This window comes from Micromonospora marincola (assembly GCF_056150385.1).
This window is the reverse complement of sequence record NZ_JAXCFT010000001.1, coordinates 271,154-287,513: the sequence shown is the minus strand read 5'-3', so window position 1 is coordinate 287,513 and position 16,360 is coordinate 271,154. Positions and strand designations below refer to the sequence as shown.

The following is a 16,360-nucleotide window of genomic DNA, read 5'->3' as shown; positions in this document are numbered from 1 at the left end:
GGCCCCCGCCTAACGCGCGGACGGGGTGCGCAAGCCGGTGACGATCTCGTCGATGATCCGGTCCAGCGGGGTCGGCTCGATGCCGAGCGTGGCGGTGGCCGCGGTGGAGTCCAGCACGAACGGCCCGGCGAACTGGTGCGCCGTCTCCCGCAGTTCCCGGGCGAACGGGTTGGCCACGCCGGCCGCCCAGAGCACCGGGTGGGGCATCCGGGTCAGCCGCGGCGCCGGCGCGCCGGCCCGGGCCGCCGTCCGCTCGGCCACCTCCCGCATCGAGGTCGCGGGCGCGCTCGGCACGTGCCAGGCCCGACCCCAGGCCCGCGGTTCGGTCGCGGCGGCGACGAGGGTACGGGCGACGTCCGGCACGTACGTCCAGGTGTGCGGCGCGTCCCAGTCGACGGGCAGGAACACCCGCTTCCCGGCGAGCACCCGGGGCAGCACCATCATGGCCAGGGAGACGCCGCCGATGCCGATGTAGTCGGAGCCGCGTACCTCGGTGACCCGGGCCCGACCGGCGCGGTGCGCGGCCAGGGCGTCGGCCCACATCTGGTTGCGGACCCGGCCCTTGGTGCCGGTGGCGGCGAGCGGGGTCGCCTCGGTCATGGGGGCGTCCACCGGGCCGTACCCGTAGAGGTTGCCGACGGTGGCGAGCACCGCGCCGCTGCGTTCGGCGGCGGTGAGCAGCGCGGCGGCAAGCGGCGGCCAGTCCGTCGCCCACTTGTGGTACGCCGGGTTGGCGCAGTTGTGGAGCGCGACCGCGCCCTCGGTAAGCGCGGTGAGCCGCTCCGGGTCGGCGGCGTCGGCGGCGATCCGCTCGACCGCCGGGTGTTCCGGGCCGGTGCCGCGCCGGGTCACCATCCGCACCCGCTCGCCGCGCTCGGTGAGGAGGCGGGCGGTGGCGGTGCCGACGGGTCCGGCGCCGACGATCACGTGCAGGGCCATGGCGGGTCCACCTTTTCTGAAGCAGTAGTCCGAATCGAGAGCGCCGCTCTCGAAGAAGAGCATGCCTCGGGGCATGGCCGAAGTCAAGAGCAGTGCTCTCTCTTTTGATTGCTGCTCTCATTCATGGCACAGTGGGGGCATGGTCGCTCCCTCGCTGCGTGCCCGCGTCCGCGCCGGCATGATCGAAGAGATCAAGGCGGTCGCCCGTCGCCACCTGGCCACCGACGGCGCGGACCTGTCCCTACGCGCCGTCGCCCGGGACCTCGGCATGGTCTCCTCGGCGATCTACCGCTACTTCCCCAGCCGGGACGACCTGCTCACCACGCTGATCCTGGAGGCGTACGACGCGCTCGGCGACGCGGTGGAAGCGGCGGACGCCGCCGCCGACCCCGACGACCCGCGCGGGCGGTGGCTCGCCGCCTGCCGGGCCGCGCGCACCTGGGCGACGGCTCACCCCGCCGAGTACGCGCTGCTCTACGGCAGCCCGATCCCCGGATACGCGGCCCCGGACGACACGATCGCGCCGGCCCAGCGCCCCCCGATGACCTTGCTCGGCATCCTGCGCGACGGGGTGTCCACCGGCCGGCTCGTCCCGCCGGACGCGGACCTGCCCGAGCCGCTGCGCGGCGACGTGGCCGAGCTGGTCGACCAGACCGGCGTGGCCCTGCCGCCCGCGCTGATGGCCCGGGGCATGGCCGGCTGGACCCAGCTCTTCGGGCTGATCAGCTTCGAGCTGTTCGGCCGGATCAACCGGGCGATACCGCACCGGGACGAATACTTCGACCACCAGGTCGGCCTGATGGCCGACCTCATCGGCCTGCCCTGACACCGGTCACCGCCCCGCCGCAAGTGTTAAAAGGGGGCCCCGCCTCTACCGGAGGCGTTAAGCGGGGGCCCCGCCTTACGTGCCATCGGAGGAGTGGCCGGGGAAGAGGTGCGCGGAGGGGTCGATGGCTACCGCGGCGTTGTTGACCGCGGTCGCCGCCTCGCCGAAGCCGGTGGCGATCAGGCGGACCTTGCCCGGATATTCGGTGATGTCGCCGGCCGCGAACACCCGCGGCAGGTTGGTGGCCATGGCACTGTCCACCACGATGTGTCGCCGGTCGAGGGTGAGCCCCCACTCGGCGAGCGGACCCAGGTCGGCGGTGAAGCCGAGCGCGGCCACCACCGTGTCCACCGGCAGCGCCTCCACGTCGCCGTCGCGTACGGTCAGCTCGGCGCCGGTGACGCGCTCCTCCCCGTACAGCCGGCTCACCTCGGCGTTGACCACGACCCGCACCGGCAGCGCGCGGACCCGCTCGACGGTGGCGGCGTGTGCGCGGAAGCGCTCCCGCCGATGGACCAGGGTCACCGACCGGGCCAGCGGGGCGAGCGTGGCCGCCCAGTCGAAGGCCGAGTCGCCGCCGCCCACGATGAGCACGTGCCGGTCGGTCAGCTCGGTCGGCTGCGGCACGAAGTAGACGATCCCGGCGCCGGTGAAGCTCTCCGCGACCGGCAGCGACCGGGGCGTGAAGCTGCCCAGTCCCCCGGTCACCACCACCGCGCCGCAGCACAGTTGCTCACCGCCGGCCAGCCCGAGCACCGGTCGCCCGTCGACGTACGACAGCTTCTCCGCGCGGACGCCGAGCAGGTATTCCGGGTGGAACGGCGCGGCCTGGGCGACCAGGTTCGCGACCAGTTCCCGGCCCTTGACGGCGGGGAAGCCGGCGACGTCGAGGATCAGCTTCTCCGGGTACATCGCGGTGACCTGACCACCCGGCTCGGGCAGCGCGTCGACCACGGCCACGGAGAGCCCACGGAAGCCGGCGTAGTAGGCGGCGAAGAGCCCGGCCGGGCCGGCCCCGATCACGGCGACATCGACCTCGCGCATGGCGTACCGTCACTTTCCGCCCGGGATGGATCAACGCGTGCTGATGCCGACGGTAGGCGGACGGTTGGCCGTGGGCAAGCACGTCCCGCCGTTGGACGAACGCGTCGTCAGGGGAGGGTGACCGGCGGTGACCCGAGCCGGTCCGGCACGTCGGCGTCGGAGCGGCGACGGAACAGGATCGCCGCGACCACGCCGCCGAGCAGCCCGAACAGGTGCCCCTGCCAGGAGATCCGCTCGTCGGTGGGGAGGATGCCCAACAACTGCCAGCCGTAGAGCAGGCCGACAAGCAGCACCACGGCGAAGTTCCACCAGCTCCGCTCCACCACGCCCCGGGTGAGCAGGATGCCGAGATAGCCGAAGATCACCCCGCTCGCGCCGACCACCACCGAGCTGGGCGAGCCGGTGAACCAGACGCCCAGCCCGCTGACCAGGATGATCACGGCGGTGGACCAGAGGAACCGGCGGGTGCCGGCGGCGAGCACGAACGTGCCGAGCAGGATCAGCGGGATGCTGTTGCTGTAGAGGTGGTTCCAGCCGGCGTGCAGGAACGGCGAGAAGAAGACGCCGTCCAGGCCCTGGATCCGGTGCGGGATGATGCCGGCGGTGACGTCCAGGTTGAGGCGCAACCCGACGTCGAGCGCCTCGATGAGGAACAGCACCGGCACGACCGCGCACATGGCGACGAAGGCCCGGCCGAGCGCCGCGTAGAACGCGTCCGTGCCGAACCGGTTGGGGTCTCCGCCGCGAGGGCTGTCAGGCCAGGTCACCCACCAACAGGTATCAGTAAATGAGCCCGGCCGCCAGTCGAGCGGGGAGACGACGGCGGCGGGACACGCGCATCTCCGCATATCCCGCCGCCGGTCGGTCGGTCAGCCGGGTCAGTACCAGCCCTCGCTCTGCGACTGCTGCCAGGCGCCGCAGGGGGTGTCGTACTTGCCCTTGATGTAGTTCAGGCCCCACGTGATCTGGGTGGCCGGGTTGGTCTTCCAGTCGTCGGCCACCGAGCTCATCTTGCTGCCCGGCACGGCCTGCGGGATCCCGTACGCGCCGGAGCTGCTGTTGGAAGCCTTCGGGTTCCAGCCGCTCTCCTTCTTCCAGAGCTTGTCCAGACAGGGAAACTGGTCGATGCCGAAGCCCTTGTCGAGCATGAGGGCGCAGCCGATCTTCCGGTTGCCGCTGTATTCCGCGCAGGAGGAGGGGATCTTCCCCTCGTACGGCTTGATCTCGGCGTCGGCCTCCGCCTTCGCCGCGTCCCGCTCCTTCTTGCGGTTCGCGGCGGCCTTCTCGGCCGCCTTGGCCCGCTCGGCGGCCTCCTTGGCCGCCGCCGCGGCGCGCAGCTTGGCCTGGTATTCCGCGGCCCGTTGCCGGGACGACTGCACGCGGTGTTGGGACTGCTGCTCGCGCTGGTAGGTGTATTCGGCTCGGTCGACCTCGCGGCCGACCTGCGCGGTCAGGCCCTGCTGTTGGGTCTGACGATCTTCGCCCAGGTAGAAACCGCCGGCAACGCCCACGGAGAGCAGTGCGACAGCGGCCGTACGGGCGCCGAACCGGCTCCACAGCCGACTCACGAAGTTTCCCTTCGTCGGAGGCAGGGACACGGCACCACGCGTGGCCGGAGTTCGGCCGCGCCCGGGTGCCGCGAGCGCCCCGACCCGCCGGTCTCAGCCGACGCACCGGCCCTCGTGGCTCCCGCCACCGTGGCGGAGAATGCTCGACGAGTTTCAGGTGTGAATGGGACTCCAGGGACTGGAGTTGTCGGTGACGCTCGATGGACACCATCGCGCACGGTGAGGCCGCTGGGAAACCGCAGGGGCCAAAAGTGATCTGCGCCACACTAATAATGCGGACAAATACGCTCAGCCCGGGATGTCCTCCAGCAGGTCGGTAACCATCGCGGCGATCGGAGAACGCTCCGATCGGCTGAGCGTGACGTGCGCGAAGAGGGGATGCCCCTTCAGCGCCTCGATCACCGCGGTGACGCCGTCATGGCGGCCGACCCGGAGGTTGTCGCGCTGCGCCACGTCGTGGGTGAGCACCACCCGCGACCCCTGGCCGATCCGGGAGAGCACGGTGAGCAGCACACCCCGCTCCAGCGACTGGGCCTCGTCGACGATGACGAACGCGTCGTGCAGGCTCCGGCCCCGGATGTGGGTGAGCGGCAGCACCTCAAGCAGCCCGCGTGAGGTGACCTCCTCCATCACGTTCTCGTGCACCACCGCGCCGAGCGTGTCGAAGACGGCCTGGGCCCAGGGCGACATCTTCTCCGACTCCGAACCGGGCAGGTAACCGAGCTCCTGGCCGCCGACGGCGTACAACGGGCGGAAGACGATCACCTTCTTGTGCCGGCGGCGCTCCATCACCGCCTCCAGGCCGGCGCAGAGGGCCAGCGCCGACTTGCCGGTGCCGGCCCGGCCGCCCATCGACACGATCCCGATCGACTCGTCCAACAACAGGTCGAGCGCGATCCGCTGCTCCGCCGAACGTCCGTGCAGGCCGAACGCCTCCCGGTCGCCCCGGACCAGCCGCACGGTCTTGTCCGGCAGCACCCGGCCGAGCGCCGAGCCGCGCGCCGAGTGCAGCACCAGCCCGGTGTGGCAGGGCAGGCCCGCGGCGGCGTCCGCGTCAAGCGTCTCGCCCGCGTAGAGCCGGGCGATCTCCTCCTCGGCCAGCTCCACCTCGGCCATCCCGGTCCAGGTCGGGTCGCTGGCCTGGCCGTGCCGGTACTCGTCGGCGCGCAGGCCCACCGAGGCGGCCTTCACCCGCAGCGGCATGTCCTTGCTGACCAGGGTCACCTCGCGCCCCTCGGCGGCGAGGTTGAGCGCCACCGAGAGGATCCGGGCGTCGTTCGACTCGTTGCGGAAGCCGGGCGGCAGCACCCCGTCGTCGGTGTGGTTCAGCTCCACCCGGAGCGTGCCGCCCTGGTCGTTGGCGGGCACCGGCCGGTCCAGCCGGCCGTGCCGCACCCGCAGCTCGTCAAGCATGCGCAGCGACTGCCGGGCGAACCAGCCCAACTCGGGGTGGTGCCGCTTGCCCTCCAGCTCGGAGATGACCACCAGGGGCAGCACCACCTCGTGCTCGGCGAAGCGGTGGAACGCCGCCGGGTCGGAGAGCAGGACCGAGGTGTCCAGCACGAAGGCCGGGCCCGCTGGTCGAGGCTCCTCGGGGGCGGCGGCAGCGGCGGCGGTGCGGCGGCTGCGGGTGGTCCGACGGGTGGTGGCGGGCGCGGCCGGGGTCTGGTCGGCACCGGCGGGGGTACGGCGAGTGGTCACAGGCCTGCTCCGCGGATGGGCACCCGGCCACCCGAGTTCCGCCTCTTCCGGTGCCCGGCGGGCACGGGGTCGGATGCGGGCCCCGTGCGCGAGGTTCGCAGGTCCGGGCTGTCCGGCTGGCCCGGGAAAACCCCGCGCCATGCCTAGACGCTAATCGCCGTCGGCCCGCGCGGCTAGAGGTCCGGGTGGATCATCGGTGAACACGCCGGAACCGGCCGGGACGCGATGCCCCCTGGGCGCGTCCCGGCCGGCCCGGCGGGCCTCAGCCCGACCGACGGACAAGCGTCCCGGCGGCCGTCGCGCCGAACGAGGATCCGGTGTACGTGGTTCCCGCGCGGGCCGCCGTCCCGCCCGGCGCGGCGGGCGCGGTGACCCGTACCGCCGGGGCGCCGGGGCGGGCGGTCACCGCGGCGGGCGCGGCGGTGCCGGCGAACGGTGTGGCCGGACGGCCGACCGACGTCACCACCGCCGGGGTCGGGCCGGCCAGCGCCGACGCGATGACGGCCTGGGCCTCGCGCCGCCTGCGGTTCCACGCGCCCCGGTCGCCGTCGAAGTAGCCCTGCCGGTAGCCGAACCGGTAGCCGATCCGATAGCTGAGCTGGCCGTGCAGTCGTCCGGCGGCGTAGCAGGTGGCGCCGAGCACAAGCGCGAGGACGACGGCGAGGAAGGGGCTCACCGTTCGTCCGCCCCGGGCAGCGGGTCGACCACCAGCAGCCGTTCCAGGTCGGCGGTGCTGACCTCCTCGACCAGCTCGACGCTGATCCGGCATCCGTCGAGGATCACCTCGGCCACGGACGCCCGGCGGATCTCACCGCCGGAGTCGTAGACCCGCACGCTCAACTCGGGACAGCCGAGATGGGTACGCCAGGCGTCCCACTCCGCCCGGTCCCCGACGCTGAGCGAGAGATACCGGCAGCCCCGGGCGAGGTAGAGGCGCCACGGGGCGCTCAACCCGGCGGAGACTCCGTCCGCGATCAGCCCGAATGCCTGGGCTCGGGTCGCGAGCTCGGTCACGAGACTCTCTCCGCAACCGCGGAGTGACGCATGTGAGCACTCGTAGCCTCAAGCACGTGACACACCGTAAGTTGTCTCATGAGCGTGACAGTATCAGCTTTTCGGCCGTTTGCCGTCGCACTCATGCCTATCTATTCTAGCCGGGTGACACCCCTCAGGAGCAGTTCTGGATCGTTTACCGGAAACCTCGGATCAGCGTCACGTCGGCGTGACATCAGCGTGCCGGGTCGCCCCGGCGCGACGGACTGGCCGTACCGTCACGGGGTGACCGAGACGGCCAACGCACGGAAGATCGCCTTCGCCACCTTCGTCCGCCGGGCGCTCGACGACGCCCGCGCCATGCGGGCCTGGAGCGGCACCGAGGTCTCCCGTCGCACAGGCGTCTCCCGACAGACCATCAACCGCTGGGTACGCGGCGACTGGGCCAGCGACCCCGAGGCCGAGCGGGTGGTCGCGTTCTGCGAGGGGCTCGGCCTCGATCCGGCCGCCGCGTTCGCCGCGCTCGGCTGGGACCGCGCGACCGGCCCCCGCGCCACCCCCACCCCACCCCCGATGGACCCGGACGTGGAGGCGCTGCTGCGCCGGCTGGTCGACCCGAGCGTCTCCGACGCGGAGAAGTTCCACATTCGAGAAACCATTCGCTACCTCGCATATCGCCCAACTCTCCCGGCGAATGTCCGAAATAGGGGGAAACAGGCGGGGTAGTTCCTCAGATGGCGAAAGAACGGAAGGTCAGGACCGATCAATTCGCCTCGGGGGCAGATCGGACCCGCTAGCGTCCACGTTTGTACTGCTAAGGGCTCGTCATCGGCGGGGGACGGGACACAGCCGAACCCAGCCCTGCGGGACAGAAGGAGGGGTCTGTCCATGACCCTGAAATGGTTGGCAGTCGTGGTCGCGGTGGTGTCGGTGACATCGTGCGTGACCGGCAACGTGGTGGTCGGCGTGCTGAACGGCGGGCAGCTTCCGCTCGTCGTCAATCTCCTCGCGCTCACCACGGCCGGCACGGCGGTGATCCTCGCCGTCGTCGCCGAACTGCACGATCGGCTCAACGACCGGGTCAGCGCGCTCACCGAGTTCCTGGTGGCGCGACTCAACGAGATCGAGGCACACACCGGCGACCGGAACACCGGCTTCGTGGAGGGCTACCTGCTCAGCCACGGGCAGGAAGCGGCAGTCGTGCCGTTCGGGCGCCGGGGACGAGGAGCCGCCGAACGCTGACCAGCCGGTCGTCCCACAGTCACATCTCGGCCACGAATACGCCGCCCCGCGCGGGGTACGCTGACGCGCGTGCCGCCGTTGAATCTGGGCAACCAGCAGCCGAAGACTCCGTTGGACGCCGAGAACGCGTGGCGTGCCACCGCCGCCCGTGCCAGTGACGTGGTGCTCTTCTTCGACTTCGACGGCACACTCGCGCCTGTCGACGACGACCCCACCGCCGTCCGGCCCGCGCCGAAGGTGCTCGCCGCGCTGGAGGCGCTCGCCGCCCGCGTACGCCGGATCGCCATCGTCTCCGCACGCCCGGTGGAGTTCCTCCGCAACCACCTCGGTGGCCTGGCCGGCATCGACCTGTACGGGCTCTACGGCCTGGAGCACAGCCACTCCGGCGGCGAGACGGTCACCGAGCCGGCCGCCCTGCCCTGGGTGCCGACCATGGCCGAGCTGGCCGAACAGGCCGAGGCCGAGCTGCCGCCCGGCGCCCTGGTCGAGTTCAAGCGGCTCTCCGTCGCGCTGCACTGGCGCACCGCCCCGCAGCTCGGCGACCTGGTGCAGGAGTGGGGCCGGGCCCGGGCCGAGCGGCTGGGCCTACGCTGCCAGGCCGGCCGCATGGTGCTGGAGCTGAAGCCCCCGGTCGACCGGGACAAGGGCATGGTCATCGGCGAGACGGTCCGGGACGCCGGCGGCGCGTGGTATTTCGGCGACGACGTCTCCGACATCAAGGCGTTCGCCGCGCTCCGCGCCCGCGCCGCCACCGACCCGGACTTCCTCGGCGTCTGCGTGGCCGTGGCGAACCCGGAGACCGGCCACGAGGTGGCCGACGCCGCCGACCTCACGCTCGACTCCCCGGCCGCCCTCGGCGACTTCCTCACCGCCGCCCTGCCCCACCTGCGCTGACCGGCTCTGGCGGCGGAGGTCAGACCCCGTAGCGGCGTTGCCGGGTGGCGTAGGAGCGCAGGGCGCGAAGGAAGTCGACCTTGCGGAAGTCGGGCCAGTTCAGCTCGCAGAAATAGAACTCCGAGTGCGCGCTCTGCCAGAGCATGAAACCGGAGAGCCGCTGCTCGCCGCTGGTCCGGATGATCAGGTCCGGGTCGGGCAGCCCCTTGGTGTAGAGGTGCTCCGAGATGTGGTCGACGTCGATCGTGGTGGCCAGCTCCTCGATCGTGCCGCCCTGGGCCGCGTGCTCCAGCAGCAGCGAGCGGACCGCGTCGGCGATCTCGCGCCGGCCGCCGTACCCGACGGCGATGTTGACCTGAGCCCCGCCGTCGCGGTCCCGGGTGCGCTCCGCGGCGCCCTTCAGCGCCGCCGCGTGCTGCGCCGGCAGCACGTCGAGCGCGCCCACCATGCGCAGCCGCCAGGGGTTGCCCTCCTCGGCCAGCTCGGTGGTGAGATCCTCGATGATCTGGAGCAGCGGGTCCAGCTCGGCGGCCGGCCGGGACAGGTTGTCGGTGGAGAGCAGCCAGAGCGTCACGTGCCCGACGCCCGCCGCGTCGCACCAGCGGAGCAGTTCCTTGATCCGTTCGGCGCCCATCCGGTGGCCGTCGTTCGGGTCGACGAGACCCATTTCCCGCGCCCACCGACGGTTGCCGTCGCACATCACGCCGACGTGCGCGGGCACGGGCTTGCCCGCGAGCTTCGCCGTCAGCCGGCGCTCGTACACGGAGTAGAGGAGTTTCCGCAGAGTCATCACCTTGCAGGGTAGCGACCCACGGGAAAGATCAGTGCCGCGGTGGCGCATCGCGGGACGGCGCGTCCCTGCGCTCTCGGTCAACATGGCCTCGACCCGGCCGCCTCAGCTCGGCGTCGACCCCGGTCACCTGGCCCGGCGCGGGCGCGGCACGGCGGCGGCGATCGCGGCCAACGTGCGGGCGTCCAGCCGGCCGTCGCCGAGCCCCAACTCCACCACCGTCCGGTAGACCCGATCGTCCCGGCCGGCCGCGCCGACCGCCGCGTCCACCACCCACCGACGCCGGGCCAGCCAGGCCGCCGCCGAGCTGTGCCGCAGGTGGGTGCCGAGCCGGGCGCGCAGCATGGACGCGTACCGGTGGGCCGCGTCGGCGTGCGCGTCGGCGGGCGCGCCGGCCGCGTCGGCGGGCGCGCCGGCCGCCGCCGTCCCGGCCAGCGCGCCGGACCGCAGCGCGTAGAAGATGCCCTCGCCGGTGAACGGGTTGATCAACGACAGCGCGTCGCCGGCCAGCAGCACCCGGCCCCGGCCCGGCACCGGCCGGTGGGTGGAGAGCGGCAGGTGGTGCGCCCGCAGGTCGGTCACCGTGCCCGGATCGACGCCGGGCAGCAGCACGGCCATCCCGTCCAGCAGGTGCGCACGGGTCAGCGGCTCGCCGCGCAGCACCTCCCCGTACCCGACGTTCGCGCGCCCGTCGCCGATCGGAAAGGCCCAGGCGTACGCGGGCCAGCGCGCCGCCGAGGTGACGATGAGCTGCTCGGGCGGGCCGGGCGGCGCAGGCGCGTAGCCCCGGATGGCGAGCGCGAGATGCCGGTCCGGGTTCACCTGATGCCCGAGCGCCCGGCGCAGCACCGAACCGGCGCCGTCCGCCCCGACCACCACCCGCGCGGCCAGCTCCCCGTCGAGCACCACCCGGTCGGCGCCCACCTCCACCCGGCGGACGGTGTGCCGCCGCAGCTCCGCCCCGGCCTCGACCGCCGCCCGGACCAGGCGCGCGTCGAACACCCGCCGGGGCACCGTGTACGCGGGGCGGGGCAGCGCCCGGGCCACCGTGCCGCCGCCCGGGCCGACCAGGCGCAGCGCCGGCAGGGGCGCGTACCCGTCGACCGCGCCGGTCACGCCCAGCTCGGCGAGGACGTCCAGCGCGTGCGCGGCGATCCCGTCCCCGCACGCCTTGTCCCGGGGAAAGTCGTACCGGTCGAGCAGCAGCACCCGCCCCGCCCCACCCCGCCGCGCCGCGATCGCCGCGGCGGCACCCGCAGGCCCCGCCCCCACCACCACCACGTCCCACACCGCACCACCCCCCGCACCACCCCCCGCACCCCGCACCCCCACATCCTCCCCCGCTTCCCCCCGCCCTCCCCACCCACCGCGCCCGCCCACTTCACTCCACCTACCACACTCCCGCCCACCTCGCCCCGCCCCGCTCGCCTAGGTGATCATGGAGTTAACGGCATCCACAGAGATCAACACCGCCGTCAACCTCATGATCACCCGCTTGCCCCTTCTCGGAAGTGCGGGCGGGTTTGGATCAGGGGTTTCGTCGATCTTGGACTTGCGGTGCCACGACATGTCGGTTTCGGGCCGATATCGGAGGTGCCACAAGTCCAAGATCGACGTCGGGCGAGGGGTTGCCCGCCGCATGGGAGCGGTGCGGTGGATAGCCACGGCGGATCGGCCCGGCGCGGCGCGGCGCTGGTGGCGCAGGGCATCCGCTTGTCGCCGCCGACGTGATGAACTTCTGACAGCCCCCCACGCACAGATCACCACCCCAACCCGGGCGGCGTCCGGACCGGAGGCTGCCGTCGGTGATCAAGGAGTTTTGTCCTGAGGCGATGTCGTGGTGACACGAACTCCTTGATCGACGGGACTGGGGTGAGCGGGGTGCGGTGGGTGGGTCAGGGGGTGGAGCGGTGTAGGGAGTAGAGGCATAGGGTGGCCGCGGTCAGCAGGGGGGCGCCGTCGCGGATCAGGCCGTCGGAGCCGAGCAGCCACCAGCAGAGCGGAAGGTCGAGCGCGAGCACGCCGAGCGTGACCACCACGAGTGCGCGGCGGGCCCAGCCCTTTCCGCGCAACAGGAACGCGGTGCAGAAGAGCACCGCGTAACTGGCCGCGATGCCGGCGCCGAACCAGAACACCAGCGCCGGCACGGCCGCGACGCCTCCGTCCAGCACGGATCCGGTCGCCACAAGCGCCGGCACAAGCATCAGCGGGCTGTAGGTGAACGCCGCGACCCGGGCGGTGAGCAGCCAGCCGTTCGCCTGCGGACGCTTCGGCACCATCTCACGCCAGGCGATCGTCCCGCCCTCGACGACCAGGCCCTTGCGGTGCCGGACCAGGTGTGCCCGGACCGCGTCGGAGCGGTAGAGCAACACCACCACTGCCACGCAGAGCGCGGTGAGCGCCGCGAAGCCCAGCAGGCCGGGCAGCGCGGGTACGCCGGCCCGCGGCACGATCAATCGGCCCACCGCGAAGACAGTGGTCACGGCCAGGATCAGCCCGAACGGCCGGGCCGCCACCCGACCCCGGTTGACGTGCCCGATCAGGATCAGGAAGCCCAACGACCGGAGCATCGCCCAGCCGGTGCGTACCGCGAGACCGAACTCCTGCTCCGGGGCGTACCAGTAATTGAGCAGTTCGACCACGACGGTGGCCGCCGCCGTCACGGCGAGCAGCGTGGTAAGCGCCCGGACGGCGGACGGCCGCCGGACCTCGACAGGTTCGACGGCCGTCCTCATGGCATCCGATGTTGCCCGGCAGGGGCAACCTGCACACCTGCTACTTCTGCGGCTCCGCGTCCAGCCGCGCGCGAAGCGCGTCCAACTCGGCCCAGAGCACGCCGGGGAGCTTGTCGCCGAACTTCTCGAACCACTCGGTGACCAGCGGCAACTCCCGCCGCCACTCCTCCGGGTCGACCTTCAGGGCGATCCGGACGTCCTCCGGCGTCATGTCGAGGCCGTCGACATCGAGCGCGTCCTGCGCCGGCACCATGCCGATCGGGGTCTCCACGGCCTCGCCCCGGCCCTCCAGCCGCTCGATGATCCACTTGAGCACGCGGGAGTTCTCGCCGAAGCCCGGCCAGAGGAAGCTGCCCTCGGCGTCCTTGCGGAACCAGTTGACGTAGTAGATCTTGGGCAGCTTGGCCTCGTCGCCGTCGGTGCCCTTGCCCATCTCGATCCAGTGCCGGAAGTAGTCACCGGCGTGGTAGCCGATGAACGGCAGCATGGCCATCGGGTCGCGACGCACCACGCCGACCGCGCCGGAGGCGGCGGCCGTGGTCTCCGAGGAGAGCGTGGCGCCCATGTAGACCCCGTGCACCCAGTCCCGCGCCTCGGTGACCAGCGGGACGGTGTCGCGCCGCCGGCCGCCGAACAGGATCGCGTCGATCGGCACGCCGTTCGGGTCGTAGTAGTCCTCGGCCAGGATCGGGCACTGGGTGATCGGGGTGCAGAACCGGCTGTTCGCGTGCGAGGAGAGGTTCTCGCTCTCCGGCGTCCAGTCGTTGCCCTTCCAGTCGATCAGGTGCGCCGGCGGCTCACCCATGCCCTCCCACCAGATGTCACCGTCGTCGGTGAGGGCCACGTTCGTGAAGACCGAGTTGCCCCGGTCCAGCGTCCGCATGGCGTTGGCGTTCGTCTTCCAGTCGGTGCCGGGCGCGACGCCGAACAGGCCGTACTCCGGGTTGATCGCGTAGAGGCGGCCGTCCGGGCCGAACCGCATCCAGGCGATGTCGTCACCGATGGTCTCGACCTTCCAGCCCGGGATGGTCGGCTCCAGCATGGCGAGGTTGGTCTTGCCGCACGCGGACGGGAAGGCGCCGGCGATGTGGTAGACCTTGCCCTCGGGCGAGGTGATCTTGAGGATCAGCATGTGCTCGGCCAGCCAGCCCTCGTCGCGCCCCATCACGCTGGCGATCCGCAGCGAGTAGCACTTCTTGCCGAGCAGCGAGTTGCCGCCGTAGCCCGAGCCGTAGGACCAGATCTCCCGGGTCTCCGGGAAGTGCGAGATGTACTTGGTCTCGTTGCACGGCCAGGCCACGTCCTGCTGGCCGGGGGCCAGCGGGGCGCCGATGGAGTGCAGCGCGTGCACGAAGTCGGCGTCGTCGCCCATCGCCGACAGGACCGACGACCCCATCCGGGTCATGATCCGCATCGAGGCGACCACGTACGGGCTGTCGGTGATCTCGACGCCGAACATGGGGTTCTCCGCCTCGACCGGGCCCATGCAGAACGGGATGACGTACATGGTGCGCCCGCGCATGCTGCCGCGGTACAGCTCCGTCATCGTCCGCTTCATCTCGGGCGGCGCCATCCAGTTGTTGGTTGGGCCGGCGTCCGCCTCGTCGACGGAGCAGATGAACGTGCGTTCCTCGACCCGGGCGACGTCCGTCGGGTCCGTCCGCGCGTAGAAGGAGTTGGGCTTCTTCTCGGGATTCAGCCGGATCAGGGTGCCGCTGGAGACGAGCTCGTCGGTGAGGCGACGCCACTCCTCGTCGGACCCGTCCACCCAGACCACCCGCTCCGGGGTGGTCAGTTCCGCGACCTCGCGAACCCAGGCGAGCAGCTTCGGGTGGGACGTCGGGGCCTGATCGATACCCCGCACAACAGCCGGAGCAACCATGTCACATCTCCTTGTGGTCGACGCTGACCGATCTATGGGATGCACGAGTTCTGGCGAGCGAGAGCGCCGCCGTCGTGGAAACCTGGGATTGGACTCAGCGTAAACCGGGCTGCGTCCCCAGTCAGTGGGACTGGTTGTGAAGAACTGCACAAGGTACGCCCACGCTGCGGCTTCACGATCTGATACCCGCTTTCGCGCGCAGTTTCACGCAAATCCTGCGGTGAACCTTCCCGGCGCCGGCCCGGAACACGTTCTCCGCATTCGTACCGTCCGTTACGCTCCGTTCACGGACCGGCGAATCGCGCGAACCGCGCCAGGGGCAGCGGCGGCCGGCGGCGGTGATCCGCCAGGCGGTCGGCGAGGTTCCCGCCGGGCGACTCGCCGTTGCAGTCGGCCCCGTTCAGGGGCAACCGGTACTCTCTGCGAGTGGCCACGACGATGACCGGGGATCAACCGGGGGCTCCACCGACCCGCCGGGGTCCGATCGGAGCCCTGCTCCACCGTTTCGGTCACCTCATCCACGAGCTGAGCAAGTTCGCCACCGTCGGCGGTTTCGCCTTCTTCGTCGACTTCGCGCTCTTCAACTACATGGCGAGCGGTCGCGGCATGCCCCCGCTGGCCGCCAAGACCATCTCCACCGTGATCGCCGCGACCGTCGCGTTCGTCGGCAACCGGTTCTGGACCTGGCGGCACCGGCAGCGCTCCCACCCCGCCCGCGAGTACGCGCTGTTCTTCTTCTTCAACGCCGTGGGCCTCGGCATCGCGGTGTCCTGCCTGGCGATCAGTCACTACGGCCTGGGAGCGCTCTGGCCGGAGGTGTTCCAGACGCCGCTGGCCGACAACATCGCCAGCTTCATCGTCGGCACCGGCCTGGGCACGCTGTTCCGGTTCTGGTCGTACCGACGGTTCGTCTTCGTCGAGGCGGGAACTCCCCCCGTTCCGGCGACGAGCCACGATCGAGAGTCCGGGGCGTGACCCACCGCCCATCCCGACCCGCCGGGCCCAGCCGGCCCTGCCCACTGCCCTAAGGTGTTCCGCATGCCTGGAGTCCGTCTGCTGCCCGAGCGCTGGCAGAAGTTCATCCGCGAGGCGGCCAAATTCGGCATCGTCGGCGGCATCAACACCGTCATCAATTACGCGGTGTTCAATGCGCTGGCGCTCACGATTTTCCGGGACGGTCAGCTCAAGGCGACGGTGATCGCGACCATCGTGGCGACGATCACGTCGTATCTGATGAATCGGCACTGGACGTACCGGGATCGACCGAAATCCGCGCTCCGGCGCGAATACGCCCTTTTCTTCGTTTTCAACGGCGCCGGCCTGATCATCGAACTGGGCGTCCTGGCCCTGGCCAAGTACGGCTTCGGCGTGCACGGTCTGCTGGCGTTGAACCTCGCGAAGACGGTCGGCGTCCTGCTTGCCACCCTGTTCCGCTTCTGGTCCTACCGGACGTTCGTGTTCCAGCCGGTGCCCAAGCACGCCGAGGAGACCTGGCACGCGGTGCCCCGGGACGAGTGGGACAACGTCGCCGAGATGGACCCGGTGGCCGAGCTGGCCGAGTCCGTCAGCGAACTGGAGGAGGAAGAGCCGCCCCTGGGCACGGGCCGCCCGGCGGGCGACTACACCCCGCCGCAGGGCCGGGCCGCACCGGCCGACGCCCTCGGCGGCGCGATCGGCGCCAACCTGGACGCCGAACTCGCCGCCGAGCTCCAACCCCGCCGCGCCCGCCGCTGACAATTCTCGCCC

The 16,360-nt window shown here is 71.5% G+C and carries 17 protein-coding genes; 6 read left to right on the top strand and 11 right to left on the bottom strand.

Annotation, left to right across the window (positions count from 1 at the left end; genetic code table 11):
- Positions 1 to 9: 9 nt before the first annotated feature.
- Positions 10 to 939 carry an NAD-dependent epimerase/dehydratase family protein gene (locus tag SM450_RS01420; protein WP_474617803.1) on the bottom strand — a complete coding sequence of 310 codons (930 nt, stop codon included), beginning with the start codon at positions 937 to 939 and terminating at the stop codon, positions 10 to 12.
- 139 nt (positions 940 to 1,078) lie between these two features.
- Between SM450_RS01420 and SM450_RS01415 the strand changes: the two genes are divergently transcribed.
- Positions 1,079 to 1,765 carry a TetR/AcrR family transcriptional regulator gene (locus tag SM450_RS01415; RefSeq protein ID WP_474617802.1) on the top strand — a complete coding sequence of 229 codons (687 nt, stop codon included), beginning with the start codon at positions 1,079 to 1,081 and terminating at the stop codon, positions 1,763 to 1,765.
- 75 nt (positions 1,766 to 1,840) lie between these two features.
- Here the strand turns inward: SM450_RS01415 and SM450_RS01410 are convergent, their stop codons facing one another.
- The 6 genes from SM450_RS01410 to SM450_RS01385 form a co-directional block, all read right to left on the bottom strand.
- Positions 1,841 to 2,809: an NAD(P)/FAD-dependent oxidoreductase gene (locus SM450_RS01410; protein WP_474617801.1), complete on the bottom strand. Its 969-nt coding sequence runs from the start codon at positions 2,807 to 2,809 to the stop codon at positions 1,841 to 1,843.
- Positions 2,810 to 2,916: 107 nt separating this feature from the next.
- A complete protein-coding gene (locus SM450_RS01405; protein WP_474617800.1) occupies positions 2,917 to 3,576 on the bottom strand; it encodes a rhomboid family intramembrane serine protease in 660 nt (219 codons plus the stop codon).
- Positions 3,577 to 3,687: 111 nt separating this feature from the next.
- Complete coding sequence (locus SM450_RS01400) at positions 3,688 to 4,377, bottom strand: aggregation-promoting factor C-terminal-like domain-containing protein (RefSeq protein ID WP_474617799.1); 690 nt, start codon at positions 4,375 to 4,377, stop codon at positions 3,688 to 3,690.
- 288 nt (positions 4,378 to 4,665) lie between these two features.
- The gene (locus SM450_RS01395) at positions 4,666 to 6,078 is read right to left on the bottom strand and encodes a PhoH family protein (protein WP_474617798.1); all 1,413 of its coding nucleotides are present in this window, start codon (positions 6,076 to 6,078) and stop codon (positions 4,666 to 4,668) included.
- 262 nt (positions 6,079 to 6,340) lie between these two features.
- Entirely contained in the window at positions 6,341 to 6,754 is a 414-nt protein-coding gene (locus SM450_RS01390) for a hypothetical protein (protein ID WP_474617797.1), read from the bottom strand.
- Positions 6,751 to 7,092 (bottom strand): hypothetical protein, encoded by a 342-nt coding sequence (locus SM450_RS01385; RefSeq protein WP_474617796.1) that lies wholly within the window; start codon positions 7,090 to 7,092, stop codon positions 6,751 to 6,753. Before SM450_RS01385 ends, SM450_RS01390 begins: the two co-directional genes overlap by 4 nt.
- A 264-nt stretch (positions 7,093 to 7,356) precedes the next feature.
- Here SM450_RS01385 and SM450_RS01380 point away from each other — a divergent pair, with 264 nt between their 5' ends.
- The 3 genes from SM450_RS01380 to otsB all read left to right on the top strand — a co-directional run bounded on the left by SM450_RS01380 (position 7,357) and on the right by otsB (position 9,207).
- Positions 7,357 to 7,797 carry a helix-turn-helix domain-containing protein gene (locus SM450_RS01380; protein WP_474617795.1) on the top strand — a complete coding sequence of 147 codons (441 nt, stop codon included), beginning with the start codon at positions 7,357 to 7,359 and terminating at the stop codon, positions 7,795 to 7,797.
- A gap of 162 nt (positions 7,798 to 7,959) precedes the next feature.
- Complete coding sequence (locus SM450_RS01375) at positions 7,960 to 8,313, top strand: hypothetical protein (RefSeq protein ID WP_091060788.1); 354 nt, start codon at positions 7,960 to 7,962, stop codon at positions 8,311 to 8,313.
- A 69-nt stretch (positions 8,314 to 8,382) separates the two neighbouring features.
- Positions 8,383 to 9,207, top strand: a complete 825-nt coding sequence (gene otsB, locus SM450_RS01370) for a trehalose-phosphatase (RefSeq protein ID WP_474617794.1) — start codon at positions 8,383 to 8,385, stop codon at positions 9,205 to 9,207.
- 19 nt (positions 9,208 to 9,226) lie between these two features.
- On the opposite strand, the gene SM450_RS01365 is transcribed toward otsB, so the two are convergent.
- From SM450_RS01365 to SM450_RS01350, 4 genes are all read right to left on the bottom strand, one after another.
- Entirely contained in the window at positions 9,227 to 9,997 is a 771-nt protein-coding gene (locus SM450_RS01365; protein WP_474617793.1) for an isoprenyl transferase, read from the bottom strand.
- Between the two features lie 126 nt (positions 9,998 to 10,123).
- The gene (locus tag SM450_RS01360) at positions 10,124 to 11,287 is read right to left on the bottom strand and encodes a geranylgeranyl reductase family protein (protein WP_474617792.1); all 1,164 of its coding nucleotides are present in this window, start codon (positions 11,285 to 11,287) and stop codon (positions 10,124 to 10,126) included.
- A 605-nt stretch (positions 11,288 to 11,892) separates the two neighbouring features.
- Positions 11,893 to 12,732 (bottom strand): hypothetical protein, encoded by an 840-nt coding sequence (locus SM450_RS01355; protein ID WP_474617791.1) that lies wholly within the window; start codon positions 12,730 to 12,732, stop codon positions 11,893 to 11,895.
- A 40-nt stretch (positions 12,733 to 12,772) separates the two neighbouring features.
- On the bottom strand, positions 12,773 to 14,614 hold the full coding sequence (locus SM450_RS01350; RefSeq protein WP_474617790.1) for a phosphoenolpyruvate carboxykinase (GTP): 1,842 nt from the start codon (positions 14,612 to 14,614) through the stop codon (positions 12,773 to 12,775).
- A gap of 438 nt (positions 14,615 to 15,052) precedes the next feature.
- On the opposite strand from SM450_RS01350, the gene SM450_RS01345 reads away from it, so the two are divergent.
- Both SM450_RS01345 and SM450_RS01340 read left to right on the top strand, forming a co-directional pair.
- Positions 15,053 to 15,589: a GtrA family protein gene (locus SM450_RS01345; protein ID WP_474618342.1), complete on the top strand. Its 537-nt coding sequence runs from the start codon at positions 15,053 to 15,055 to the stop codon at positions 15,587 to 15,589.
- 63 nt (positions 15,590 to 15,652) lie between these two features.
- Complete coding sequence (locus SM450_RS01340; protein ID WP_474617789.1) at positions 15,653 to 16,348, top strand: GtrA family protein; 696 nt, start codon at positions 15,653 to 15,655, stop codon at positions 16,346 to 16,348.
- Positions 16,349 to 16,360 lie beyond the last annotated feature (12 nt).

What these genes read in the sequence shown, in the direction of transcription:
- SM450_RS01350 (WP_474617790.1), bottom strand. Translation starts at nt 14,614, where the DNA reads ATGGTTGCTCCGGCTGTTGTGCGGGGTATCGATCAGGCCCCGACGTCC.
- SM450_RS01375 (WP_091060788.1), top strand. Translation starts at nt 7,960, where the DNA reads ATGACCCTGAAATGGTTGGCAGTCGTGGTCGCGGTGGTGTCGGTGACA.
- SM450_RS01410 (WP_474617801.1), bottom strand. Translation starts at nt 2,809, where the DNA reads ATGCGCGAGGTCGATGTCGCCGTGATCGGGGCCGGCCCGGCCGGGCTC.
- SM450_RS01420 (WP_474617803.1), bottom strand. Translation starts at nt 939, where the DNA reads ATGGCCCTGCACGTGATCGTCGGCGCCGGACCCGTCGGCACCGCCACC.
- SM450_RS01415 (WP_474617802.1), top strand. Translation starts at nt 1,079, where the DNA reads ATGGTCGCTCCCTCGCTGCGTGCCCGCGTCCGCGCCGGCATGATCGAA.
- SM450_RS01355 (WP_474617791.1), bottom strand. Translation starts at nt 12,732, where the DNA reads ATGAGGACGGCCGTCGAACCTGTCGAGGTCCGGCGGCCGTCCGCCGTC.
- SM450_RS01345 (WP_474618342.1), top strand. Translation starts at nt 15,053, where the DNA reads ATGACCGGGGATCAACCGGGGGCTCCACCGACCCGCCGGGGTCCGATC.
- SM450_RS01340 (WP_474617789.1), top strand. Translation starts at nt 15,653, where the DNA reads ATGCCTGGAGTCCGTCTGCTGCCCGAGCGCTGGCAGAAGTTCATCCGC.
- SM450_RS01365 (WP_474617793.1), bottom strand. Translation starts at nt 9,997, where the DNA reads ATGACTCTGCGGAAACTCCTCTACTCCGTGTACGAGCGCCGGCTGACG.